Origin of the sequence: Streptomyces sp. NBC_01551 (assembly GCF_026339935.1) — a bacterium.
GTDB lineage: Bacteria > Actinomycetota > Actinomycetes > Streptomycetales > Streptomycetaceae > Streptomyces.
In genome coordinates, this window is record NZ_JAPEPX010000001.1 from 4321163 (window position 1) to 4344091 (window position 22929).

Sequence of the window (22929 nt, forward strand, 5' to 3'; positions counted from 1 at the left end):
GAGGTCTGATGGGCCGCTACCTCATCCGCCGACTCATACAGGCGATCCCTGTACTGCTCGGTGCCACGTTCCTGATCTACGCGCTGACGTTCGCCATGCCGGGCGCTGACCCGATCCAGCTCCTCGCGGGCGAGAAGAAGGCCGACCCGCTCGTCGCGGCGATGCTGCGCGAGAAGTACCACCTCGACGACCCGTTCCTGCTGCAGTACTGGAACTACATCACCGGTGTGTTCCAGGGCGACCTCGGTGAGACCCTCACCGGTCGCAAGGTCCTCGACATGATCACCGAGGCCTTCCCGTACACGATCAACCTCGCCCTCGTCGCCTTCGCGATCGAGGCCGTCGTGGGCGTCGTGGCCGGCATCATGGCCGCGCTGCGCCGCGGCAAGTTCATCGACCAGCTGGTGCTGCTCTCCACCCTCCTGGTCATCTCGATCCCCGTCTTCGTCACCGGCTTCGTGCTCCAGCTGACGCTCGGCGTCAAGCTCAAGAACGACTGGGGCATCGACTTCTTCTCCCCGTCCTTCAACGAGGCCGACGGGTTCCGCGCCTACCTCCTCCCGGCGTTCGTGCTCGCCTCGACCTCCCTCGCGTACGTGGCGCGACTGACGCGCACCAGCCTCATGGAGACGATGCGTGCGGACTACGTCCGTACCGCGACCGCCAAGGGCCTGCCCCGGCGCCGCGTCGTCGTCAACCACGGTCTGCGCAACGCCATGATCCCGATCGTCACCTTCCTCGGCGCCGACCTCGGTGGCCTGATGGGCGGTGCGGTCATCACGGAGCGCATCTTCAACATCCACGGCGTCGGCGGTCTGCTCGCCAAGTCCGTGTACCTGAAGGAAGGCGCGGTCGTGGTCGGCGGTGTGACGCTGCTGGTGCTCGTCTACCTCATCGCCAACCTGATCGTGGACCTGCTCTACGCCGTGCTCGACCCGAGGATCCGCTATGCGTGACACAACTACGGTGGAGGACTCGATGACCGACACCCAGATCGCCGGAGCCCCCTCCGCCGACGCCGCGGTCTCCAAGGGCAGCCGCAAGAAGAAGAAGGACCGCGAGGCCAGCCTCTGGTCGGACGCCATCGACGACCTGCGCCGCAACCCGGTCTTCCTGATCGGTGCGTTCCTCGTCCTGTGCCTGCTGGTCATCTCGGCCGTTCCGCAGTGGTTCACCGACGGCAGCCCCTTCGACAGCACCGCCTGCGTGCTGCAGGACTCGCTCAAGACGCCTTCCTCGGACCACTGGTTCGGCTACGACATCCAGGGCTGCGACGTCTACACCCGCACGGTGTGGGCCGCCCGCAACTCCGTGATCGTCGGCATCGTCACCACGACGCTCGTCGTCGTCGTCGGCGGAGCGCTCGGCCTGCTGGCCGGCTGGATGGGCGGCCTCGTCGACAGCATCCTGTCCCGCTTCACCGAGATCTTCTTCGCGATCCCGCTGCTCCTCGGCGGCATGCTCATCATGTCGGCCCTGCCGGGCAACGCCTGGACGGTCTCGCTGGTGCTCGCGATCCTCGGCTGGCCGCAGATCTTCCGCATCATGCGGTCCTCGGTGCTGCAGAACAAGAACAACGACTACGTGGTGGCCGCCCGCGCCCTCGGCGCCGGCACCCTGCGCATCACGCTGCGCCACATCCTGCCGAACGCCATCGCCCCCGTCATCGTGGTCGGTGCGATCAGCCTGGGTGTCTACATCTCCGCCGAGGCGGCCCTGTCGTACCTCGGCATCGGTGTCCAGCCCCCGGAGATCTCCTGGGGCCTGATGGTCAGCGACGCCTCCGTCCGCTGGCTCCAGGCACCCCACGTGCTGCTGTTCCCGGCCGCCGCGCTGAGCATCACCGTGCTCGCGTTCATCATGGTCGGCGACGCGGTACGCGACGCCCTCGACCCGAAGCTGCGCTGAGGAAGGGCGTACGTTGACCATCATCGACAAGACCTCGAACGTCCCCGCGCCCCGTTCGGCGCCGGAGGGCACCACCCCCCTGCTCGAAGTGCGCGACCTGCACGTCGAGTTCCACACCCGCGACGGTGTCGCCAAGGCCGTCAACGGTGTCTCGTACTCCGTGAACGCCGGCGAGACCCTCGCCGTGCTCGGCGAGTCCGGCTCCGGCAAGTCCGTGACGGCGCAGGCCATCATGGGCATCCTGGACATGCCCCCCGGCAAGATCGCGGGCGGCGAGATCCTCTTCCAGGGCACGGACCTGCTCAAGCTCCCGGCCGAGGAGTACCGCAAGATCCGCGGCTCGAAGATCGCGATGATCTTCCAGGACGCGCTCTCCTCGCTGAACCCGGTGCACACCGTCGGCGCCCAGCTCGGCGAGATGTTCCGCGTCCACCGCGGCATGTCCAAGAAGGACGCCACGGCCAAGGCCGTCGAGCTCATGGACCGCGTGAAGATCCCCGCCGCCAAGGCGCGCGTGGGCGACTACCCGCACCAGTTCTCCGGCGGTATGCGCCAGCGCATCATGATCGCCATGGCGATGGCCCTGGAGCCCGACCTGATCATCGCCGACGAGCCCACCACGGCTCTCGACGTGACGGTCCAGGCCCAGGTCATGGACCTGCTCGCGGAGCTCCAGCGCGAGATGAACATGGGCCTGATCCTGATCACCCACGACCTCGGCGTCGTCGCCGACGTCGCGGACAAGATCGCCGTCATGTACGGCGGCCGGATCGTCGAGAACGCCCCGGTCCACGAGATCTACGCCCGCCCGGCGCACCCGTACACCCGCGGCCTGCTCGACTCGATCCCGCGTCTGGACCAGAAGGGCCAGGAGCTCTACGCGATCAAGGGCCTGCCGCCCAACCTGCTGAACATCCCGACCGGTTGCGCCTTCAACCCGCGCTGCCCGAAGGCCCAGGACATCTGCCGCACCGACGTGCCGGTCCTGCACCCGGTCACCGAGCAGGACGGCACCGAGCTGCCGGGCCGCGGCAGCGCGTGCCACTTCTGGAAGGAGCAGCTCCATGGCTGAGCTCACCAAGAACGCCACCGAGCGCGAGCCGATCCTCCAGGTGCGCAACCTGGTCAAGCACTTCCCGCTGACCCAGGGCATCCTGTTCAAGAAGCAGGTCGGCGCCGTCAAGGCCGTCGACGGGGTCTCCTTCGACCTCTACCAGGGCGAGACCCTCGGCATCGTCGGCGAGTCCGGCTGTGGCAAGTCCACCGTCGCCAAGCTGCTGATGAGCCTGGAGAAGGCCACCGCCGGCGAGGTCTTCTACAAGGGCCAGGACATCACCAAGCTGTCCGGCCGCGCCCTGAAGGCCGTCCGGCGCAACATCCAGATGGTGTTCCAGGACCCGTACACCTCGCTGAACCCGCGCATGACGGTCGGCGACATCATCGGCGAGCCCTTCGAGATCCACCCCGAGGTGGCCCCGAAGGGCGACCGGCGCCGCAAGGTCCAGGAGCTCCTGGACGTCGTGGGCCTGAACCCGGAGTACATCAACCGGTACCCGCACCAGTTCTCCGGCGGCCAGCGCCAGCGCATCGGCATCGCCCGCGGCCTCGCGCTCAACCCGGAGATCATCATCTGCGACGAGCCGGTCTCCGCGCTCGACGTGTCGGTGCAGGCCCAGGTCATCAACCTGATGGAGAAGCTCCAGGACGAGTTCAACCTGTCCTACGTCTTCATCGCGCACGACCTCTCGATCGTCCGGCACATCTCGGACCGCGTGGGCGTCATGTACCTCGGGAAGATGGCCGAGATCGGCACCGACGCCGAGATCTACGAGCACCCGACGCACCCCTACACCCAGGCGCTGCTGTCGGCCGTCCCGGTCCCGGACCCGGGCGCCCGCGAGGGCCGCGAGCGGATCATCCTCACCGGTGACGTCCCCTCGCCGGCCAACCCGCCGTCGGGCTGCCGCTTCCGCACCCGCTGCTGGAAGGCCGAGGAGCGCTGCTCCACGGAGGAGCCGCTGCTGGCGATCCCGACGCGCTTCCAGGGTGTGAACACCCCGGCCGCGCACGAGTCGGCCTGCCACTTCGCGGAGGAGAAGGCCATCCTGGCCGTCTGATCCCGCACCGCGGTACGCACTCCCGGACGCCCGGGACCGGAATCATCCGGTCCCGGGCGTCCGTGCGTCGAAGGGCGTTCGCGCAAAGGCGGTTGCGGCCGCAGCGCGGCCGGGCCGAGAGTGGGCCGATGACCGACATGCTCACCGTCCGGCCCGCCGGGCCCGGGGACGCGGCCGACATCTGCGCCCTGCTCAACGCCGTCGACATCGTCGAGATCGGCAGACCGGAGACCGACCTCGGCACCGTCGAGGCCGACCTCCACCACCCCGACGTCAACCTCGCCACCGACTCCTGGCTCGCCTTCCAGCGCGGTCGGCTGGTGGCCTACGCCCTGGTCTGGGCGGACTCCGGACCCGGCCGCGTCGACTGCGACCACTACGTCCTGCCCGGCCACCCGGAAGCCGCCGCCGCACTGTTGGACCGGATGGCGGTCCGGGCGCGCGCCATGGGAGGCGCCGCCGAGCGAAGTGTGCTGCGGCTCCAGCTCAACGTGAAGCCCACCCTCGACCTCGCCCTCCTCACGCGCCGCGGCTACCGCACCGTGCGCCGCTACCAGGTGATGACACGGGCGCTGGATCCGGCGGCGGACCTCGCGCCGGCGCCGCCCCAGGGCCTCACCCTGCGCCACTGCGCCGCCGACGAGGCCGACCGGCGCAGGGCCCACGCCCTCGTCGAGGAGACCTTCGCCGCCCACTTCGGCCATGTGGAGCGCGCGTACGAACCCTGGCTCGACCACCTCGACGCCCGCGACCTCGACTGGTCCCTGGTCTGGATCGCCCAGCTGCCCGGCCACGGCGACGCGGCCGTCCTGCTCACCCGCGACGACCGCACCAGCATGGGTTGGATCAGCCACATCGGCGTACGGGAGGACCTGCGCGGCCGCGGTATCGGCGGTTTCCTGCTGCGCCACGGCTTCGCCGCCTACGCGGCGCGCGGCCGGGACACCGTCGGCCTGGGCGTGGACGTCCACAACGAGACCGGCGCGCTCGGGCTCTACGAGGCGCACGGCATGGGCCTGCACTACGCGGTCGACACCTGGGAGCTGGCTTTGCACCCGCAGGGGTGACAGGCACGAGACGCGAGGGTGCAATCGGCCGAACCGGGAGTGCTCAGGGCCCCACATAGGGTGACATGGGCCCCAAGTGAGTCTTGGGAGCCATAGGAGGCACTCCATGCGCGGAGCCACCCACGCCCAGTGGGCCGCATGTGCGGTGGCCGTCGCCCTCGCGGCGACGGCCTGCGGCGGCGGCAGCGACGGCGACGGAGGCGGTGGCGAGGGTGCGGGGGTCGTCAGTTCCTCGTGGGGTGACCCGCAGAACCCGCTGGAGCCCGCCAACACCAACGAGGTCCAGGGCGGCAAGGTCCTCGACATGCTCTTCCGGGGCCTGAAGCGGTACGACCCGAAGACGGGCGAGGCCCTCGACATGGTCGCCGAGAAGATCGCGACGACCGACAGCCAGAACTTCACCGTCACGCTGAAGGACGGCTGGAAGTTCAGCAACGACGAGCCGGTCACCGCCCAGTCCTTCGTGGACGCCTGGAACTACGGCGCGGACGTGCGCAACAAGCAGAACAACGCGCCGTTCTTCTCCGACATCGTCGGCTACGCGGACGTGCACCCCGCCTCCGGCGAGCCCAAGGCCAAGACGATGTCCGGACTGGTCGTCAAGGACCCCAAGACCTTCACGGTCGCCCTGAAGAACAAGTTCTCCACCTGGCCCGAGACCCTCGGCTACCAGGCCTTCTCCCCGCTGCCCAAGGCCTTCTTCACCGACCACGCCGGCTGGCTGAACAAGCCGATCGGCAACGGCCCGTACACGGTGGACTCGTACACCAAGGGCACCGGCATGAAGCTGCGCACGTGGGCTGCCTACCCGGGCCCGGACAAGGCGCAGAACAGCGGCGTCGACCTCAAGGTCTACACCGACAACAACACCGCCTACACCGACCTGATCTCCGGGAACCTCGACCTCGTCGACGACGTTCCCGCGCAGCAGCTCAAGAACGTCAAGAACGACCTCGGCGACCGGTACATCAACCAGCCGGCCCTGATCATCCAGACCCTCACCTTCCCGCTCTACGACGCCCAGTGGGGCAAGGAGGGCATGGAGAAGGTCCGCCGCGGCATCTCGATGGCCATCAACCGCGACGAGATCACCCGGCAGATCTTCCGCGAGACCCGCACCCCCGCCAAGGACTGGACCTCCCCGGCCCTCGGCGAGAAGGGCGGCTTCAGCGCCACCCTGTGCGGCGACGCCTGCAAGTACGACCCGGCCGAGGCCAAGAAGCTCATCCAGGAGGGCGGCGGACTCCCCGGCGGCAAGATGACGCTGACCTCGAACGTCGACACCGGCTCGCACCGCGACTGGATGGACGCCGTCTGCAACAGCATCAACAACGCCCTCGGCGAGGGCCCGGTCTGCACGGTCAACCCGGTCGGCACCTTCGCCGACTTCCGCAACCAGCAGAGCGCCTTCAAGCTGACCGGCCCCTTCCGCTCCGGCTGGCAGGCCGACTACCCGCTCATCCAGAACTTCCTCCAGCCGCTCTACTACACGGGCGCCTCCTCCAACTACGGGAAGTTCAGCAACCCCGACTTCGACAAGCTCGTCGACGAGGCCAACCAGGAGAGCGACGCCGCCAAGGCGATCACGAAGTTCCAGGACGCCGAGAAGATCCTCGCCGAGCAGATGCCGGCCATCCCGCTCTGGTACCAGAACGGCAGCGCCGGATACGCCGAACGCCTCACCGACGTCGCGCTCAACCAGTTCAGCGTGCCGGTCTACAACGAAATCAAGGTCAGCTGACCCTCCGTCGGATCGATCCTGGAGCAGTCCATGGGACGTTATGTGATCCGGCGGCTGCTCCAGATGATCCCGGTGTTCATCGGCAGCACGTTCCTGATCTTCTTCATGGTGTACGCGCTCGGCGACCCCGTCGCGGCCCTCTTCGGCGACAAGGCCCCCGACCCGGCCACCGCCGCGCGCATCCGCAAGGACCTCTACCTCGACCAGCCCTTGTGGAAGCAGTACCTCCACTACATGGGCCAGATCTTCCAGGGCGACTTCGGCACCGCCTTCAACGGCCAGCCCGTCACCGAGCTGATGGCCTCGGCCTTCCCCGTCACCCTGCGCCTGACCATCGTCGCGATCTTCTTCGAGATCGTCATCGGCATCACCCTCGGCGTGATCAGCGGCCTGCGCCGCGGCAAGTCCGTCGACACGTCCGTGCTGGTGCTCACCCTCGTCGTCATCTCCGTGCCGACCTTCGTGACGGGCTACCTGCTCCAGTACCTCTTCGGCGTCAAATGGGGCTGGGTCAGACCCACCGTCTCCCCGGACGCCCCCTTCAACGAGCTGATCCTGCCCGGCATCGTGCTCGCCCTGGTCTCCCTCGCCTACGTCACCCGGCTCTCGCGCACCTCGATCGCCGAGAACGTCAAGGCCGACTACGTCCGCACCGCCACCGCCAAGGGCCTGCCGCGCCGCCGGGTCATCACCCGGCACCTGCTGCGCAACTCCCTCATCCCCGTCGTCACCTTCATCGGCACCGACATCGGCGCGCTGATGGGCGGCGCCATCGTCACCGAGCGGATCTTCAACATCCACGGCGTCGGCTACCAGCTCTACCAGGGCATCCTGCGCAACAACTCCCCGACGGTCGTCGGCTTCGTGACCATCCTCGTCATCGTCTTCCTGGTGGCGAACCTGCTCGTCGACCTGCTCTACGCGGTCCTGGACCCGAGGATCCGTTATGCCTGAGCCCGAGCGACCGCAGGTTCCCGAGGGGGCCGAGCAGCCCGAGCCCCCCGCCTACGACCCGCTCCAACCCGGAAAGGGGGAAGCCATCGCCCCCACCGGCCAGGGCGGTCCCATGGATCTCGCACTGGACGAGGCCGAAAGCCTGGAACAGAGTGCATCAGCCGCCTCCGGCGGACGGGCCCTGGGCGACGCCCCCACCGGGCCGGGGTCCCAGGAGAAGCCGCGCTCCCTGTGGTCCGACGCCTGGCACCAGCTGCGCCGCAACCCCGTCTTCGTCATCGCCTCGCTGGTCATCCTCTTCCTCGTGGTCATCTCGATCTGGCCGCAGCTCATCGCGAGCGGCGACCCCCTCCAGTGCGACCTGTCCAAGTCCCAGCAGGGCGCCGCGCCCGGCCACCCCTTCGGCTACGACACCCAGGGCTGCGACGTGTACACCCGCACCGTCTACGGAGCCCGCGCCTCCATCACCGTCGGCATCTGCGCCACCGTCGGCGCCGCCCTGCTCGGATCGGCCCTCGGCGGGCTCGCCGGGTTCTTCGGCGGCTGGGGCGACTCGCTGCTCTCCCGGGTCGCCGACATCTTCTTCGGCATCCCCGTCGTCCTCGGCGGCCTCGTCTTCCTGTCCGTCGTCACCAGCACCACCGTCTGGCCGGTGGTCGGCTTCATCGTGCTGCTCGGCTGGCCGCAGCTCGCCCGCATCGCCCGCGGCTCGGTCATCACCGCCAAACAGAACGACTACGTCCAGGCGGCCCGGGCCCTCGGCGCCTCCAACGGCCGGATGCTGCTGCGCCACGTCGCCCCGAACGCCGTCGCGCCCGTCATCGTCGTCGCCACCATCGCCCTGGGCACGTACATCGCCCTGGAAGCCACCCTGTCCTTCCTCGGCGTCGGCCTGCGCCCGCCGACCGTCTCCTGGGGCATCGACATCTCCAACGCCGCCTCGCAGATCCGCAACGCCCCGCACATGCTGCTCTGGCCGGCCGGCGCGCTCAGCATCACCGTGCTCGCCTTCATCATGCTCGGCGACGCGGTGCGCGACGCCCTCGACCCCAAGCTGCGCTGAGGAGTGGGCACCATGCTGCTCGAAGTCCGCGACCTCCACGTGGAGTTCCGTACGCGGGACGGGGTCGCCAAGGCCGTCAACGGCGTCACCTACTCGGTGGACGAGGGCGAGACCCTCGCCGTGCTCGGCGAGTCCGGCTCCGGCAAATCGGTGACCGCCCAGGCGGTGATGGGCATCCTCGACACGCCGCCGGGCCGGGTCGCGGGCGGCGAGATCCTGTTCAAGGGCAAGGACCTCCTGAAGATGAAGGAGGACGAGCGCCGCAAGATCCGCGGCGCGGACATGGCCATGATCTTCCAGGACGCGCTGTCCTCGCTGAACCCCGTGCTCAGCGTCGGCTCGCAGCTCGGCGAGATGTACGAGGTGCACCGCGGCATGTCCCGCAAGGACGCCAAGGCCAAGGCCGTCGAGCTGATGGAACGGGTCAAGATCCCGGCGGCCAGGGAACGGGTGGGGGACTACCCGCACCAGTTCTCGGGCGGTATGCGCCAGCGCATCATGATCGCCATGGCGCTGGCCCTGGAGCCCTCCCTGATCATCGCCGACGAGCCCACGACCGCGCTGGACGTCACCGTGCAGGCCCAGGTCATGGACCTGCTCGCGGAACTCCAGCGCGAACTGAACATGGGGCTGATCCTGATCACCCACGACCTCGGTGTCGTCGCCGACGTCGCGGACAAGATCGCCGTCATGTACGCGGGCCGGATCGTCGAGTCGGCCCCCGTCCACGAGATCTACGCGGCGCCCGCCCACCCGTACACCCGCGGCCTGCTCGACTCGATCCCGCGCCTGGACCAGAAGGGCCAGGAGCTCTACGCGATCAAGGGGCTGCCTCCCAACCTCCTCGCCATCCCGCCCGGCTGCGCCTTCAACCCGCGCTGCCCGATGGCCCGGGCCGCCTGCCGGGCCGAGGTGCCGCCGCTGGCGGACGTCGCCCCGGACCGCGCCAGCGCCTGCTTCTTCTGGAAGGAGTGCCTCGGTGCCTGAGTCGATCCTCGAAGTGCGCGACCTGGTCAAGCACTACCCGCTGACCCAGGGCATCCTCTTCCGCAAGCAGATCGGCGCGGTCAAGGCGGTGGACGGCGTCTCCTTCGACCTGCGGGCCGGCGAAACCCTGGGCATCGTCGGGGAGTCCGGCTGCGGCAAGTCCACGGTCGCGAAGATGCTGGTCAACCTGGAACGCCCGACCTCCGGCGCGATCGCGTACAAGGGCGAGGACATCACCAAGCTGTCCGGGCGCGCCCTGAAGGCCGTCCGGCGCAACATCCAGATGGTGTTCCAGGACCCGTACACCTCGCTGAACCCGCGCATGACGGTCGGCGACATCATCGGCGAGCCCTACGACATCCACCCCGAGGTGGCGCCCAAGGGCGAGCGGCGCCGCAAGGTCCAGGAGCTCCTGGACGTGGTCGGCCTGAACCCGGAGTACATCAACCGGTACCCGCACCAGTTCTCCGGCGGCCAGCGCCAGCGCATCGGCATCGCCCGCGGCCTGGCGCTCCGGCCGGAGATCATCGTCGCGGACGAGCCGGTCTCCGCGCTGGACGTCTCCGTCCAGGCCCAGGTCATCAACCTGCTGGCGCGGTTGCAGAGCGAGTTCAGCCTGTCCTACGTGTTCATCGCGCACGACCTCTCGATCGTGCGGCACATCTCCGACCGGGTGGGCGTCATGTACCTCGGCCGGGTGGTGGAGATCGGCTCCGACGCCGAGATCTACGACCACCCCACCCACCCGTACACGCAGGCCCTGCTCTCGGCCGTGCCCGTCCCGGACCCGCGGGCGCGCGCCCACCGCGAGCGGATCATCCTCTCCGGGGACGTGCCCTCGCCGGCCAACCCGCCCTCGGGGTGCCCGTTCCGCACGCGCTGCTGGAAGGCCCAGGAGCGGTGCGCGCGGGAGGTGCCGCTGCTGGCGGTCCCGGAGGCCTTCCGCACCGCCCCGGCGGGCGACCCCGCCGACCACCCCGTCGACCACCCCGTCGACCAGGCCGCCGCCCACCCCGCCGCCCACCCGTCGGCCTGTCACTTCGCGGCCGAGAAGCAGGTGGTCCCGGCGCCGGGCGACCTCCCCCCACCACCGTCCCCACCGCCGGGCCCGCCGTCGAAGGAGTAGCCGGGTCAGGGCGCCAGGGTCCCCAACTGCCCCAGGTGGGCCAGGGAGTCCGCCAACTGGGCGGCCAGCCGGGCCTCGACGGTCTCGGCGGTGCCGAGCGTGGGGCTCGGGGCGATCCGGGCCAGGTCCCCGGCCGGGGCCGCCGTCAGGCAGCGCTCCACGCGCTCGTGTACGGCGTCCAGGTAGCCCAGCAGCTCCGCCGCGCCCGGGGCGCCGGCGCCCCGGAAGGCGGAGGCTTGGGCGGGGGTGTGCCCGTAGCCGGTGTCCGAGGGGTCCGCCGGGCGGCCGAACCGCGTTGCCCAGCCCTGCTCCACGTACACCTGGGGGAGTCCGGCGATCTCGGACAGGTTCCGGTCCTGGCCGCGCGCGATGTGCCAGACCAGCCACGCCGCGCTGTTCGCGTCCGGCCGCGAGGGCCGGTCGAGGGCTCCGGCCGTCACCGCCGCGGTGAGTTCGTCCCGTACCTGCCGGAACATCCGCAGCGCCAGCCCCTGCCAATCGCTCATTTCTCGCCACCCCCGGAAAACCGTACGAACACTGCCGTCACCACAGTAACTCCGTTTACACGGCGGCAACTTGCCCGTTTCTGTCCCGAGATCCGGCCGATGCAGCCTGGCTGACGTGCGGCCGTGCGGGTGCCGACAGCCGGCCGGGGGGTGAACGAGCCCCCCGGCCGGCCTCTGCGTGCTCCTGAATATGCGCGCCATGCGCCCCCCGTGCTGCCGGATTTCGATCGATGCGCTGGTACGGAAAGTTATGATCGGTAGCGCACGGTGGGTATGAGTTCGCCGAGCACGAGTACGCGTACCGATGTCCGCTCTACGTGGAGGTGAAACGCCGTGGCACTATCGATCTCTGCCGTGGTGCTGCTGGCGATCATCGTCTTCCTGCTGGTGCGCAGGTCGGGACTGAAGGCGGGGCACGCGTGCGTCTGCGTGCTGCTCGGCTTCTACCTCGCGAGCTCCTCCATCGCGCCGACCCTCAGCCAGCTGACCACCAACGTGGCAGGGATGATCAGCGGCCTCAAGTTCTAGCGAAGCACCGCCGGTCGGGCCGGGTCGGCAGCCGGTCCGGCCGCTTCGGGGGGTCACCCTCTACGCTGACCCCATGAACGGTCTTCCCGCCCGTCGTCTGCTCCTCGTGCACGCGCACCCGGACGACGAGTCGATCAACAACGGCGTCACCATGGCCAAGTACGCGGCCGAAGGCGCCCACGTCACGCTGGTGACCTGCACCCTCGGCGAGGAGGGCGAGATCATCCCGCCCGGCCTCGCCCACCTGGCGGCCGACCGCGACGACATCCTCGGCGACCACCGGATCGACGAGCTCGCCGCCGCCATGGCCGAACTCGGCGTCACCGACCACCGGTTCCTCGGCGGCCCCGGCCGCTACCGGGACTCCGGGATGATGGGCACCGAGCAGAACCGCCGCCCCGGCGCCTTCTGGTCCGCCGACCTCGACGAGGCCGCCGCGTACCTCGTCGAGGTGATCCGGGAGCTGCGCCCGCAGGTGCTCGTCACCTACGACCCGAACGGCGGGTACGGGCACCCCGACCACATCCAGGCCCACCGCGTCGCCGTCCGTGCCGCCGAACTGGCCGAGGAGGCGTCGTACCGGCGCGACCTCGGCGACCCGTTCCAGATCCCGAAGGTCTACTGGAACCGGGTGCCGCGCTCGGTGGTCGACGACGCCTTCGCCGAGCTGCGCGCGGCCGGCGGCATGAACGGCTTCCCGAAGCCCGGCTCGCCCGAGGACGTGCCAGGGGTGGTCGCCGACCGGCGCATCACCGCCGAGATCGAGGCCGACGAGGCGTGCGTGGCGGCGAAGGCGGCCGCGATGCGGGCGCACGCCACCCAGATCGTCGTGGACGGCCCCTTCTTCGCCCTGTCGAACGACCTGGCGCAGCCCCTGTTCGCCACCGAGTACTACGAGTTGGTCGCGGGCGAGTCGGGCGCCCGGCCCGGCGAGCGCGAGCGCGACCTGTTCGCGGGGCTGCCGGTATGACGGGCGGGATGGCGGGCGGCGGGCTGACTCCCGCCCGGATCGCCGCCTGCCTCGGCCTGCTGGTCGCCGGCGTGGTGGTCGGCGCGGCCGGCTGGCTCGTGCTGGACCTCTGGTTCCCGGGCGGGCTGCTGCTCGCCCTCGCGGCTCTCCTCGGGCTCTTCCTCGGCGGCCGGATCGCCCTCGGCGGCGGCATCGGGACGGGCGCGGCGGCGGCCGGCTGGTTCCTGTCGTACGTGCTGCTCAGCGTCCCGCGCCCCGAAGGGGACTTCCTGCTCAGTTCGTCCGGAATCGGCCTGTACACATACCTTTTGGGCGGGACGGTGCTGGCTGTGATCTGTGCCACGATGCGGGGCCCGTCCGACCGGCCGGTTCCGGCCGCGAAGCCGCGCGGCTGACAGGCCGTCGGACTCCGTTCGGGGACGGGTACCAGCTGGTTGACGACGGGTCGGCGCGCTGCGGGGGCCGGTATCGCGGGGGCGCGAGGGGGGCTTGGAGGGGGCGAAGGGGAACCCCTGATTCCCCGGCGTCAATTGCGCGCGGGCGACGGCCAGTATGGTGGACGGGCCGCCGAGCTGCCCGCGCACGGTATGACGGGCGGCGGAGCCAACCGGGAGAACCTGCCTTGAGTCGTGAAACTGACAGTTCGTCCTCCGGGCCCCAAGGGCGCGGTGGAGCCGCTTACCCCTCGGGTACGCCGCCGTATGGAACCGGCCAGTATCCGTCCACGGACGCTGCGGCGACCGCCCCGGAGGAGAACCCTGTGACGTCGAAGCCGTCCACGCCCGACACCGACGGGCCGAAGACCGAGACCACCCTGACGACCCGGATCCGGATCAACATCCCGGGTTCGCGGCCGATTCCGCCCGTCGTCGTGCGCAAGCCGGTGGCCGCGGCCGACGCGGACACGGACGCCGCCGCGCCCGAGCCCGCCGCCGCGCCCCCGCGCGAGCCGGGGCCGGTCGGCCGCCCCCGGCCGACCCGCGTCGAGGCGGCTCCCGAGCCGGGCCCCGCGCCCGTCCGGGCCGCGCTGCCGCCGACGCCCGCGACCGGCGGGGCCCCGGCTCCGGAGCCCGCACCGGCCCCGGCCCAGCCCGAAGAGCCGGCCAGCAACTGGTTCGCCCCGCGCAAGCCGACCCCGCCCCCGCCCTCGGCGGCCCTGCCGACCCGGCAGCCCGGCGCCAGCGCCGGGTACCCGAACCAGGCGGGACCCCGGCCCGGCAACCCCGGCGGCCCGGGCTACGACGCGCCCCGCGCCGACGCTCGTACGGCCGTGCCCGGGGCCCCCGCGGGCCCCGGCTTCGACGGACGCCCCGACGGCGGCTACGGGCAGAGCGGCGCGGGCGGCGGGTTCCCCCGGCCGGCGACGCGGGTCCGCGCCCCGGCGCGCCCGGCGCCGGCTACGCGCAGGCCCCGACCGCCCCCGCCCCGGAGCCGGCTACCCGTCCGCGCCCGGCGGCCCGGGCGTCGGCACCGGCGGCCCCGGCGGCCCCGGCGTCGGCCAGGACTTCGCGGCGTACGACGGCGGGCCCACCACCGAGGCGTTCCCCGCCTACACCGAGGCCTACGAGCCCGCCGGTCCGACCGGCGGTCCCGCCCTCGGCACCGCGCCCGTGCGCGCCGACGAGCCGCGCTGGCCCGGCCCGGAGATGGACGCCCCGGCGCCCACGCCCGTCCCGGCCCCGCTGCCCGTCCCGCCGCGCGGCCCGGAGCCGCACGCCGGCGGCGGCGCGCCGCAGGGCGCCAAGGCGGCCAAGGGCACGAAGGGCGCCGCCAAGGCCGCCCCGGCCGCCAAGCCCGCCAAGAAGGGCCGCTCCAAGGTCGTCCTGCTCGGCGGCGCCGTCATCGGCCTGGTCGCCGTGGCCTACGGCGCCGGCCTGCTCCTGAACCACTCCGACGTCCCCAAGGGCACCACCGTCCTCGGCGTCGACATCAGCGGCAGCCGCGACGAGGCCGTAGCCAAGCTCCAGAGGGCCTTCGGCAACCGGGCCGCGGCGCCGCTCCAGCTCGACGTCGCCGGCAAGCAGGTCGAGCTGAAGCCCGAGAAGGCCGGGCTGACCCTGGACGCCCAGACCACGGTCCGCAACGCGGCGGGCAGCGACTACAACCCCGTCACGGTCATCGGCTCGCTCCTCGGCAACGAGCGCGTCGCCGACCCCGTGATGCCCAAGGACGACGAGAAGCTCCAGGTCGCCCTCCAGGAACTCGGCGCCTCCGTCGGCACCGCGACCGAGGGCACCATCAAGTTCGAGCCGAACAAGGCCGTCGCCGTCCCCGGCAAGGCCGGCACCACCCTCGACGTGGACGCCTCCGCCGATCTGGTCTACAAGGCCTTCCGGGACATGGTGGCCACCGGCAAGGCCCCCGTGGCCGAGCTCCCGGTCACCACCAAGGAGCCCGTCATCGGCCAGGAGGAACTCGACCGGGCCATGAAGGACTTCGCCACCCCGGCGATGTCGTCGAACGCGATCGTCAAGGCCGGCGGCAAGTCCGTCCCGTTCGGGCCGAAGCTGTCCCTCCCGAAGATCCTGAGCATGACGGCCGTCGACGGCCACCTCGTCGAGAAGTACGACCTCGAAGCGCTCAAGGAGCTCTACGGGAACACCTTCGACGGCGTCCTGATCACGCGGGGCACCGGCGAGAAGACCGCCGTCACCCCGCAGGACGTCGCGGGAGCCCTCGGCAAGGCACTGCGCGGCAAGACCGTCGCCGAGCGGACCGTCGTCATCGACACCAACCCGAGCTGAGCCGGCCGGCCCCCGCCGGAACCACTGCGCGGAGCCCCCGCCCGGACCCCCGGGCGGGGGCTCCGCCGTGTCGTGCCGTGTCCTGCCGTGTCACCTCGTGGACATGACATCTGTCATCCGCAGCTCACGACCCGCGACACTGCCGCGCGCACCCCCGTACGGGCGATTCTCGACGCATGACGACGACCGCGACGCAGAGCGCCGCCGCCCCGGACACCGGCCCAGACGCCGCCGTGGTGGCCTTCGAGAACGTGACCAAGAGCTACGGCGCCGTCCGGGCGGTCGACGGGCTCTCCCTCACCCTCCACCCGGGCGAGACCGTCGCCCTCCTCGGCCCCAACGGAGCCGGCAAGTCCTCCACCCTCGACCTGCTGCTCGGCCTGCGCCCCGCCGACACCGGCACCGTCCGCCTCTTCGGCACCACCCCCCGCGAGGCCATCGCCGCCGGCCGGGTCGGCGCGATGCTCCAGACCGGCGGCCTGATGGAGGAGGTGACCGTACGCGAACTGGTCACCCTCGCCTGCGCCCTGCACCCGCGCCCGTACCCGGTGGACGAGGTGCTCGGCCGCGCCGGAGTCGCGGAGATCGCGGGCCGGATGGTCAACAAGCTCTCCGGCGGCCAGGAGCAGCGCGTGCGCTTCGCGCTCGCCACGGCCGGGCGGGGCGACCTGATCGTCCTCGACGAGCCCACCACCGGCATGGACGTCACCTCCCGCCAGGCCTTCTGGGCCACCATGCGGGAGCAGGCCGCCTCGGGCCGCACGGTCCTGTTCGCCACCCACTACCTGGAGGAGGCGGACGCGATCGCCGACCGGGTGATCGTCCTCAACAAGGGCCGGCTCCTAGCCGACGGCACCGCCGCCGAGATCAAGGCCAAGGCCGGCGCCCGCCGGATCGCCTTCGACCTCGACCTCGCCGGGGGCGCCCCGGTGGACGAGAGCGCGCTGCGCGCCCTCCCGCACCTCACCGTCTACGAGCGCCACGGCGACACCGTCAGGCTCCAGTCGAGCGACGCGGACGCGACCGTGCACGCCGTCTACGCCCTGGGGCTCTACCCCCGCAACCTGGAGGTCGCGGGCCTGGGCCTGGAGCAGGCCTTCATCGCCCTCACCGAGGCCGAGGAGGCCGACGCGTCATGCTGAACACCGGAACGACGAAGCTCGTCAAGCTCGAAATCACCCGCGCCCTGCGGAACAAGAAGTACCTGTTCTTCACCGTCCTCTATCCGGCGGCCCTCTTCCTGATGCTCGGCGGCACCCTGAGCGGCTCCACGAAGGTCATGGGCACCGAACTGACCATGCCCGCCTTCTACATGGTCGCGATGGCCTCCTTCGGCGCCCTGACCGCCGTCCTGATGGGCAACAGCGAGCGGATCGCCAAGGAGCGCGAGGCGGGCTGGGTGCGCCAGCTGCGGCTGACCGCCCTGCCCGGGCGCGGCTACGTCCTCGCCAAGACCGCCAGCGCCGGCGTGCTCTCGCTGCCCTCGATCGTGGTGGTGTTCGCGGTCGCCGCCGTCGTGAAGGACGTACGGTTCGAGGCCTGGCAGTGGTTCGCCCTCACCGGCGCCATCTGGGCCGGCAGCCTGGTCTTCGCCGCCCTCGGCGTCGCCATCGGCTACCTGGCCAGCGGCGACAACGTCCGCCCCATCACGATGCTGTTCTACTTCGGCCTGTCGATCCTCGGCGGCCTGTGGATGCCCACCGCCGCGTTCCCGCAGTGGCTGCGGTCCATCTGCGAGTGGCTGCCGACCCACGCGTACGCCGGTCTCGGCCAGGCCATCGAGCTGGGCGGTGCGCCGCACGCCAAGGACGTGGCGATCCTGGCCGTGTACTTCGTACTCTTCACTGGTGCCGCCGCCTGGCTGTACCGCAAGGACTCCCTGAAGGCATGACGACGAGACCCGAGAACCGCCGCCAGGCGATCGTGAAGTCGCTGTGGATCGGCGTGTGGCTGTTCTACCTCAGCGCCCCCGTCACCGACCTGGTCCGCGGCGGACACAGCCTCGGGGCCGTGCTGCTCGGCGCCCTGGGCCTGGCGGCCTTCGTCGCCTGGTACCTGATCCTGGTCTTCCGCACCGCGCGGCAGAGCCACGTCCGGCGGGTGCTGCTGTCGGTGGCGGTCCTCGCCGCGCAGGCCACGATCCTGTCGCTGGCCCTGGGCCGCGAATGGCTCGTCCTCTTCGTGTACGTGTCCATCGCGTCCGGCGCCGCGCTGCCGGGGGAGATCTCCCGCTTCACGGTGCCCGGCGCCACCGCCTTGCTGGCGCTGACAGCCTTCGCCGTGCCCGGCGGCGACGCCTACCTGGCCGGGCTGCTGATCCCGGCCCTGATGGGCGGGTTCGCGATGGTCGGGATCCGGGCGATGATCCGGACGACGAGAGAGCTCCGCGAGGCGCGGGCCACGGTGGCGCAGCTCGCGGCGAACGAGGAGCGCCTGCGGATGGCGCGGGACCTGCACGACCTGCTCGGCCACTCGCTGTCGCTGATCACGCTGAAGAGCGAGCTGGCGGGCCGCATGCTGCCCGGGCAGCCGGAGGCGGCGGCCCGGCAGGTCGCGGACATCGAGCGGGTCAGCCGGCAGGCGATGGTCGACGTACGGGAGGCCGTGAGCGGCTACCGGCGGCCGACCCTGCCCGGCGAACTGGCGGGCGCGCGGACCGCGCTGACGGCGGCCGGCGTGCGCGCGGACCTCCCGGCGGAGCCGGTGACGGGCCTCCCGAAGGAGGTGGAGTCGGCGCTCGCCTGGTCGCTGCGGGAGGCGGTGACCAACGTGGTCCGGCACAGCGGGGCACAGCGGTGCGGGGTCCGGCTGGAGGTCCTCCAGACCCTGGCGGGGCCGGTGGCGGAGCTGGCGGTGGAGGACGACGGCGAGGGAGGGGCGGTAGTGCCGGGGAACGGCCTGACGGGCCTGACGGAGCGCCTGGAGGCGGTCGGCGGCGCGCTGACGGCCGGTCCGGCCGGGAAGAAGGGCTTCCGGCTGCTGGCCCGGGTCCCCCTAGGATCGGGATCATGACGCCGCGACCCATCCGGATCCTCCTCGCCGAGGACCAGTCCATGGTCCGCGAAGCCCTTGCCGCGCTGCTGGGGCTGGAGCCGGACATCGAGGTGGTGGCGCAGGTCGCGCGGGGCGACGAGGTGCTGGCGGCGGCGCGGGCGCACGACGTGAACGTGGCGCTGCTGGACATCGAGATGCCGGGCATGACGGGCATCGAGGCGGCGGCGGCGCTGCGGGGCGCGCTGCCGGGGCTGGGGATCGTGATCCTGACGACCTTCGGCCGGCCCGGGTACCTGCGGGGCGCGATGGAGGCGGGAGCCTCGGCGTTCCTGGTCAAGGACGCGCCGGCCGCGCAGCTGGCGGACGCGGTGCGCAAGGTCATGGCGGGGGAGCGGGTCATCGACCCCACGCTGGCGGCGGCGGCCCTGGCGGAGGGAGCGAACCCGCTGACCGACCGGGAACGGGAGGTCCTGCGGGCGGCGGAGTCCGGTGCGACCAACGCCGAACTGGCGCAGCGGCTGCACCTGTCCCCGGGGACGGTCCGGAACTACCTCTCGACGGCGATCCAGAAGCTGGCCGCCCGCAACCGCGCCGAAGCGATCCGCGTGGCCCGCGACAAGGGCTGGCTCTAGCCCCTGCCGTAGCGCCGCCCGCCCCGCCGTTGCCGGGGGCTCCGCCCCGGACCCCAGCGCCTCAAAAGCCGGCGAGGCCGGAGTCGCCGGCGTGTGAGGCGCACGGCCTGGGGCGGAGCCCCAGGGGGCTTCAGTTCAGCAGCGCGCGAGCCGAAGTGGCCTCCGCGCGGATGCGGGACGCGGCGCCGGGGTCGATGGCGTCGACGACCTCCGCGTACGCCTCCAGCTCGGCCGCGCCCGCCGTGAACTCGGCCCGTTCCACCAGCAGCCGCGCCCGCTCGTACCGCAGCGACGCCGGGTGCGAGGGCAGGAGCAGCGAGAGGTCGAGGGCCCAGAGGGCCACCGCCGACTGCTCGGGGCGGGCCGAGGCCCACGCCCTGATGTTGTTCAGGACGCGCAGGACGATGTCCAGGGTGCGGGCCGGCTCGCGCGGCGACCGCGCCTGCTCCGCCGGCCCCGCGCCCAGCGAGGCGCCGCCCGCGAAGGGGTCGACGGTCACGCCCTCCTCCGGATCCCCGAAGCCCACCACGAAGTGCCCCGGCAGCCCCAGCCCGTAAACCGGCGCACCCGCCCGCCGCGCGACCTCCATCCAGACGACCGACAGGAGGATCGGCAGGCCCCGGCGCCGCCGCAGCACCTCGTGCAGCAGCGAGGACGACAGCCGGTCGTAGTCCGCCGGCGTGCCGTGGAAGCCCAGCCGCCCGCCGAGGAGTTCCGTCATCGCCGACGCCCACGCCCTGGCCCCGCGCAGCCCGTACGGGACCATCCCCGCCAGCCGGTCCAGCTCGATCTGCGCCCAGTCCATCGCCCGTTCGTCCAGGTCCGGGTCGGCCTCGGCCGCCAGCAGCAGGCACAGCACCGACAGGTCGGGCCGCTCCGCCCGGGCCTCCGCCGCGAACCGCTCCCGCGCGGAACTCACGCCGCCGCCCGGAAGTGGTGGTACATGTGGTGCGTCCCGAAGCCCATCCCGTCGTAGAGGCCCCGCGCCCCCGCGTTGTCCGTCTCCACCTGGAGCCACGCCGCCGACGCGCCCTCCTGAAGCGCCCGCCGCGCCAGCGCCGTCATCACCGCCGTCGCCAGGCCCCCGCGCCGGTGCTCCGGGTCCACCTCGACCGCCCCGAAGCCGGCCCAGCGCCCGTCCACCACCATCCGCCCGATCGCCCGCCCGGGCAGCGTCGCGAACCACACCGACGGGCCCTCCACCAGCATTCGCCGCGCCAGTTCGGGGTTCTCGACCTTCCCGTACCGGGCCAGCCACTCCTCGCCCGGGACCCGGGTCAGCCGTACCTCGTCCGCCACCGCGTCGACGGCGTCCGGGACGTCCGCCAGCGGCGCCAGCGCCCCGACGCGGACCTCCGCGGAGACCTCGTTCACCCAGCCCCGCTCCTCCAGCTCCGCGCACAGCGCCTCCTGGGTGCCCACGGCGCCCGTCGCGGCCTGCACGTACACCGGAAGCCCACGCTCCGCGTACCAGGCGGTCACTCGCGCGAGTGCTTCGTCCAGCGGTATCCCGGGGTCGCCGAGCGGCAGTACGGAGTTGGCGCGGCGGGTGAACCCCTCGGCCGCGCGCAGGGTCCACTCGCCCAGCGGCTCGCTCTCCAGCGGCTGCCAGGCCCGTGCCGTGACCCGCGCCAGCTCCTCGAAGGAGGCCGCCGGACCCCGCCGCCGGGCCGGTGCCGGGGGCACGACCTTGCCCGCCACCAGTGACGATTCCGCGATCCGGACCGTCTTCGCGTTCTTTTGTGTGATCACGAGCACACCCTCGTTCCAGGATGTGAGAACCCCTACCGCGTCACTGAACGCCGGGGGGCCGTCCCCCTTGAGATCCACCCGTCGTACAGAGACTCGTTTACCCACGTCAGCGGGGGTAATCCGGATCTCCAGCAGTCCACCCGCGGTGATTTCCACAGCTCTGTCCGCCCCTCCTGTTCGGATCGTGCCCGGGAACGGAGATACTAGGTGCGGGCATCGACGACGCCGCGCTCCCGCGCGATATGGAAAGCCCTACCGAGGAGGAACGAGAGCGTGACCTACGTCATCGCGGAGCCTTGTGTCGACGTCAAGGACAAGGCATGCATCGAAGAGTGCCCCGTCGACTGCATCTACGAGGGCCAGCGGTCCTTGTACATCCACCCGGACGAGTGCGTCGACTGTGGTGCTTGTGAGCCGGTCTGCCCGGTCGAGGCCATCTTCTACGAGGACGACACCCCGGAGGAGTGGAAGGACTACTACAAGGCGAACGTCGAGTTCTTCGACGAGCTCGGTTCGCCCGGTGGTGCCTCCAAGCTGGGCCTGATCGAGCGCGACCACCCCTTCATCGCCGCGCTGCCGCCGATGGGCGAGGGCCACTGACGGCCTCCGCCCCTGGCGGTTCGCGTGCCTCGGTCCCGTACGGCCCCTCGGCCGCGCGGGACCGAGCCGTTTCCGGCTCCCGTACGTACATCCCACAGCCCAGAGAGAGCAGAGCACCGTGGCCGCACTTTCCGCACGTCTTCCCGCCTTTCCCTGGGACAAGCTGGAGCCGTACAAGGCGACGGCGGCGGCCCACGCGGACGGCATCGTCGACCTGTCGGTCGGCACCCCCGTCGACCCGGTGCCGCAGCTGATCCAGCGCGCCCTCGTCGAGGCCGCGGACTCCCCGGGCTACCCGACGGTGTGGGGCACGGCCGCCCTGCGCGACGCGATCACCGGCTGGCTGCGCGGCCGCCTCGGCGCGAGCGCCGCCGGGCACCGCAACGTGCTGCCGGTGGTCGGCTCCAAGGAACTGGTGGCCTGGCTGCCGACCCAGCTGGGTCTGGGCGCCGGCGACAAGGTCGCGTACCCGCGGCTCGCCTACCCGACGTACGAGGTCGGCGCGCGCCTGTGCGGCGCCGAGGCGGTCGTGTACGACGACCCGACCGAGCTCGACCCGGCCGGCGTCAAGCTGCTCTGGCTCAACTCCCCGTCCAACCCGACCGGGAAGGTCATCCCCAAGGACGACCTGATCCGGATCGTGGCCTGGGCGCGCGAGCACGGGATCCTCGTCTTCAGCGACGAGTGCTACCTGGAGCTGGGCTGGGAGGCCGAGCCCGTCTCCGTCCTCCACGACGAGGTCTGCGGCGGGTCCTACGAGGGCCTGGTCGCCGTCCACTCGCTCTCCAAGCGGTCGAACCTGGCGGGCTACCGGGCGGCCTTCGTCGCCGGTGACGCCGACGTGCTCCGCGAGCTGCTGGAGATCCGCAAGCACGGCGGCATGATGACCCCCGCCCCGGTGCAGGCGGCCACCGTCGCCGCGCTCGGCGACGACGAGCACGTCGAGGAGCAGCGCGGCCGCTACGCCGCCCGCCGCGCGGCGCTGCGCGGGGCCCTGGAGGCGCACGGCTTCCGCATCGAGCACAGCGAGGCCAGCCTCTACCTGTGGGCGACCCGGGACGAGCCCTGCTGGGAGACGGTGGCGTACCTCGCCGGGCTCGGCATCCTCGTCGCGCCGGGCGACTTCTACGGGGAGGCGGGCGAGCGGTTCGTACGGGTCGCCTTCACGGCCACGGACGAGCGGGTCGCGGCGGCCGTCAAGCGGCTCGGCTGACCGGCGCTCGCGCCACGCACGACAGCC

The 22929-nt window shown here is 71.6% G+C and carries 24 protein-coding genes; 20 read left to right on the forward strand and 4 right to left on the reverse strand.

Translation table 11 applies throughout. The annotated features are described in order from the left end of the window. Window positions 1-8 precede the first annotated feature (8 nt). The 10 genes from OG982_RS19640 (at window position 9) to OG982_RS19685 (ending at window position 10963) form a co-directional block, all read left to right on the forward strand. Complete coding sequence (locus tag OG982_RS19640; protein ID WP_266784982.1) at window positions 9-956, forward strand: ABC transporter permease; 948 nt, start codon at window positions 9-11, stop codon at window positions 954-956. After that, on the forward strand, window positions 949-1908 hold the full coding sequence (locus OG982_RS19645; RefSeq protein ID WP_266948978.1) for an ABC transporter permease: 960 nt from the start codon (window positions 949-951) through the stop codon (window positions 1906-1908). The genes OG982_RS19640 and OG982_RS19645 overlap by 8 nt, the downstream gene beginning before the upstream one ends. A gap of 13 nt (window positions 1909-1921) precedes the next feature. After that, on the forward strand, window positions 1922-2980 hold the full coding sequence (locus OG982_RS19650) for an ABC transporter ATP-binding protein (protein ID WP_266784978.1): 1059 nt from the start codon (window positions 1922-1924) through the stop codon (window positions 2978-2980). After that, window positions 2973-4025: an ABC transporter ATP-binding protein gene (locus OG982_RS19655; protein ID WP_266784976.1), complete on the forward strand. Its 1053-nt coding sequence runs from the start codon at window positions 2973-2975 to the stop codon at window positions 4023-4025. Before OG982_RS19650 ends, OG982_RS19655 begins: the two co-directional genes overlap by 8 nt. A gap of 128 nt (window positions 4026-4153) precedes the next feature. Next, the gene (locus tag OG982_RS19660; protein WP_266784974.1) at window positions 4154-5092 is read left to right on the forward strand and encodes an N-acetyltransferase; all 939 of its coding nucleotides are present in this window, start codon (window positions 4154-4156) and stop codon (window positions 5090-5092) included. 106 nt (window positions 5093-5198) lie between these two features. Further along, window positions 5199-6833 (forward strand): ABC transporter substrate-binding protein, encoded by a 1635-nt coding sequence (locus OG982_RS19665; protein ID WP_266784972.1) that lies wholly within the window; start codon window positions 5199-5201, stop codon window positions 6831-6833. A gap of 30 nt (window positions 6834-6863) precedes the next feature. Further along, window positions 6864-7787 (forward strand): ABC transporter permease, encoded by a 924-nt coding sequence (locus OG982_RS19670; protein ID WP_266784970.1) that lies wholly within the window; start codon window positions 6864-6866, stop codon window positions 7785-7787. Window positions 7788-7899: 112 nt separating this feature from the next. Then, window positions 7900-8850: an ABC transporter permease gene (locus tag OG982_RS19675; protein ID WP_266791844.1), complete on the forward strand. Its 951-nt coding sequence runs from the start codon at window positions 7900-7902 to the stop codon at window positions 8848-8850. Window positions 8851-8862: 12 nt separating this feature from the next. Continuing rightward, a complete protein-coding gene (locus OG982_RS19680; protein WP_266784968.1) occupies window positions 8863-9837 on the forward strand; it encodes an ABC transporter ATP-binding protein in 975 nt (324 codons plus the stop codon). Next, entirely contained in the window at window positions 9830-10963 is a 1134-nt protein-coding gene (locus tag OG982_RS19685) for an ABC transporter ATP-binding protein (protein ID WP_266784966.1), read from the forward strand. The genes OG982_RS19680 and OG982_RS19685 overlap by 8 nt, the downstream gene beginning before the upstream one ends. A 5-nt stretch (window positions 10964-10968) precedes the next feature. On the opposite strand, the gene OG982_RS19690 is transcribed toward OG982_RS19685, so the two are convergent. Continuing rightward, window positions 10969-11469: a DinB family protein gene (locus OG982_RS19690; RefSeq protein ID WP_266784964.1), complete on the reverse strand. Its 501-nt coding sequence runs from the start codon at window positions 11467-11469 to the stop codon at window positions 10969-10971. Window positions 11470-11802: 333 nt separating this feature from the next. On the opposite strand from OG982_RS19690, the gene OG982_RS19695 reads away from it, so the two are divergent. From OG982_RS19695 to OG982_RS19705, 3 genes are all read left to right on the forward strand, one after another. Further along, the gene (locus OG982_RS19695) at window positions 11803-11997 is read left to right on the forward strand and encodes a hypothetical protein (protein WP_008737225.1); all 195 of its coding nucleotides are present in this window, start codon (window positions 11803-11805) and stop codon (window positions 11995-11997) included. A gap of 73 nt (window positions 11998-12070) precedes the next feature. Beyond that, window positions 12071-12967, forward strand: a complete 897-nt coding sequence (gene mshB / locus OG982_RS19700) for an N-acetyl-1-D-myo-inositol-2-amino-2-deoxy-alpha-D-glucopyranoside deacetylase (protein WP_266784959.1) — start codon at window positions 12071-12073, stop codon at window positions 12965-12967. Beyond that, window positions 12964-13362 carry a DUF6113 family protein gene (locus tag OG982_RS19705; RefSeq protein WP_266784957.1) on the forward strand — a complete coding sequence of 133 codons (399 nt, stop codon included), beginning with the start codon at window positions 12964-12966 and terminating at the stop codon, window positions 13360-13362. The genes mshB and OG982_RS19705 overlap by 4 nt, the downstream gene beginning before the upstream one ends. 283 nt (window positions 13363-13645) lie before the next feature. On the opposite strand, the gene OG982_RS19710 is transcribed toward OG982_RS19705, so the two are convergent. Beyond that, window positions 13646-14095 carry a hypothetical protein gene (locus tag OG982_RS19710; RefSeq protein WP_266948979.1) on the reverse strand — a complete coding sequence of 150 codons (450 nt, stop codon included), beginning with the start codon at window positions 14093-14095 and terminating at the stop codon, window positions 13646-13648. A gap of 482 nt (window positions 14096-14577) precedes the next feature. Here OG982_RS19710 and OG982_RS19715 point away from each other — a divergent pair, with 482 nt between their 5' ends. From OG982_RS19715 to OG982_RS19735, 5 genes are all read left to right on the forward strand, one after another. Next, entirely contained in the window at window positions 14578-15711 is a 1134-nt protein-coding gene (locus OG982_RS19715) for a hypothetical protein (protein ID WP_266948980.1), read from the forward strand. 176 nt (window positions 15712-15887) lie between these two features. Continuing rightward, the gene (locus OG982_RS19720) at window positions 15888-16853 is read left to right on the forward strand and encodes an ABC transporter ATP-binding protein (protein ID WP_266948981.1); all 966 of its coding nucleotides are present in this window, start codon (window positions 15888-15890) and stop codon (window positions 16851-16853) included. After that, window positions 16847-17602, forward strand: a complete 756-nt coding sequence (locus OG982_RS19725; protein WP_266784951.1) for an ABC transporter permease — start codon at window positions 16847-16849, stop codon at window positions 17600-17602. Before OG982_RS19720 ends, OG982_RS19725 begins: the two co-directional genes overlap by 7 nt. Then, window positions 17599-18723, forward strand: coding sequence for a sensor histidine kinase (locus OG982_RS19730; protein ID WP_266784949.1), 1125 nt, complete (start codon window positions 17599-17601; stop codon window positions 18721-18723). Before OG982_RS19725 ends, OG982_RS19730 begins: the two co-directional genes overlap by 4 nt. Continuing rightward, window positions 18720-19337 (forward strand): response regulator transcription factor, encoded by a 618-nt coding sequence (locus OG982_RS19735; RefSeq protein WP_266784947.1) that lies wholly within the window; start codon window positions 18720-18722, stop codon window positions 19335-19337. The genes OG982_RS19730 and OG982_RS19735 overlap by 4 nt, the downstream gene beginning before the upstream one ends. Before the next feature lie 130 nt (window positions 19338-19467). Here the strand turns inward: OG982_RS19735 and OG982_RS19740 are convergent, their stop codons facing one another. Further along, window positions 19468-20256: a transglutaminase-like domain-containing protein gene (locus OG982_RS19740; protein ID WP_266784945.1), complete on the reverse strand. Its 789-nt coding sequence runs from the start codon at window positions 20254-20256 to the stop codon at window positions 19468-19470. Beyond that, window positions 20253-21245, reverse strand: coding sequence for an N-acetyltransferase (locus OG982_RS19745; protein WP_266784943.1), 993 nt, complete (start codon window positions 21243-21245; stop codon window positions 20253-20255). The genes OG982_RS19740 and OG982_RS19745 overlap by 4 nt, the downstream gene beginning before the upstream one ends. 117 nt (window positions 21246-21362) lie before the next feature. Between OG982_RS19745 and fdxA the strand changes: the two genes are divergently transcribed. Both fdxA and dapC read left to right on the forward strand, forming a co-directional pair. Continuing rightward, window positions 21363-21689: a ferredoxin gene (fdxA, locus tag OG982_RS19750; protein ID WP_030291119.1), complete on the forward strand. Its 327-nt coding sequence runs from the start codon at window positions 21363-21365 to the stop codon at window positions 21687-21689. Window positions 21690-21807: 118 nt separating this feature from the next. Further along, window positions 21808-22902 (forward strand): succinyldiaminopimelate transaminase, encoded by a 1095-nt coding sequence (gene dapC, locus OG982_RS19755; RefSeq protein WP_266784928.1) that lies wholly within the window; start codon window positions 21808-21810, stop codon window positions 22900-22902. Window positions 22903-22929: the final 27 nt, after the last annotated feature.

Excerpts from the sequence above, each read along its gene's own strand:
- OG982_RS19640 (WP_266784982.1), top strand. The coding sequence starts at position 9 with ATGGGCCGCTACCTCATCCGCCGACTCATACAGGCGATCCCTGTACTG.
- OG982_RS19645 (WP_266948978.1), top strand. The coding sequence starts at position 949 with ATGCGTGACACAACTACGGTGGAGGACTCGATGACCGACACCCAGATC.
- OG982_RS19655 (WP_266784976.1), top strand. The coding sequence starts at position 2,973 with ATGGCTGAGCTCACCAAGAACGCCACCGAGCGCGAGCCGATCCTCCAG.
- OG982_RS19660 (WP_266784974.1), top strand. The coding sequence starts at position 4,154 with ATGACCGACATGCTCACCGTCCGGCCCGCCGGGCCCGGGGACGCGGCC.
- OG982_RS19665 (WP_266784972.1), top strand. The coding sequence starts at position 5,199 with ATGCGCGGAGCCACCCACGCCCAGTGGGCCGCATGTGCGGTGGCCGTC.
- OG982_RS19670 (WP_266784970.1), top strand. The coding sequence starts at position 6,864 with ATGGGACGTTATGTGATCCGGCGGCTGCTCCAGATGATCCCGGTGTTC.
- OG982_RS19675 (WP_266791844.1), top strand. The coding sequence starts at position 7,900 with ATGGATCTCGCACTGGACGAGGCCGAAAGCCTGGAACAGAGTGCATCA.
- OG982_RS19680 (WP_266784968.1), top strand. The coding sequence starts at position 8,863 with ATGCTGCTCGAAGTCCGCGACCTCCACGTGGAGTTCCGTACGCGGGAC.
- OG982_RS19690 (WP_266784964.1), bottom strand. The coding sequence starts at position 11,469 with ATGAGCGATTGGCAGGGGCTGGCGCTGCGGATGTTCCGGCAGGTACGG.
- mshB (WP_266784959.1), top strand. The coding sequence starts at position 12,071 with ATGAACGGTCTTCCCGCCCGTCGTCTGCTCCTCGTGCACGCGCACCCG.
- OG982_RS19705 (WP_266784957.1), top strand. The coding sequence starts at position 12,964 with ATGACGGGCGGGATGGCGGGCGGCGGGCTGACTCCCGCCCGGATCGCC.
- OG982_RS19720 (WP_266948981.1), top strand. The coding sequence starts at position 15,888 with ATGACGACGACCGCGACGCAGAGCGCCGCCGCCCCGGACACCGGCCCA.
- OG982_RS19725 (WP_266784951.1), top strand. The coding sequence starts at position 16,847 with ATGCTGAACACCGGAACGACGAAGCTCGTCAAGCTCGAAATCACCCGC.
- OG982_RS19730 (WP_266784949.1), top strand. The coding sequence starts at position 17,599 with ATGACGACGAGACCCGAGAACCGCCGCCAGGCGATCGTGAAGTCGCTG.
- OG982_RS19735 (WP_266784947.1), top strand. The coding sequence starts at position 18,720 with ATGACGCCGCGACCCATCCGGATCCTCCTCGCCGAGGACCAGTCCATG.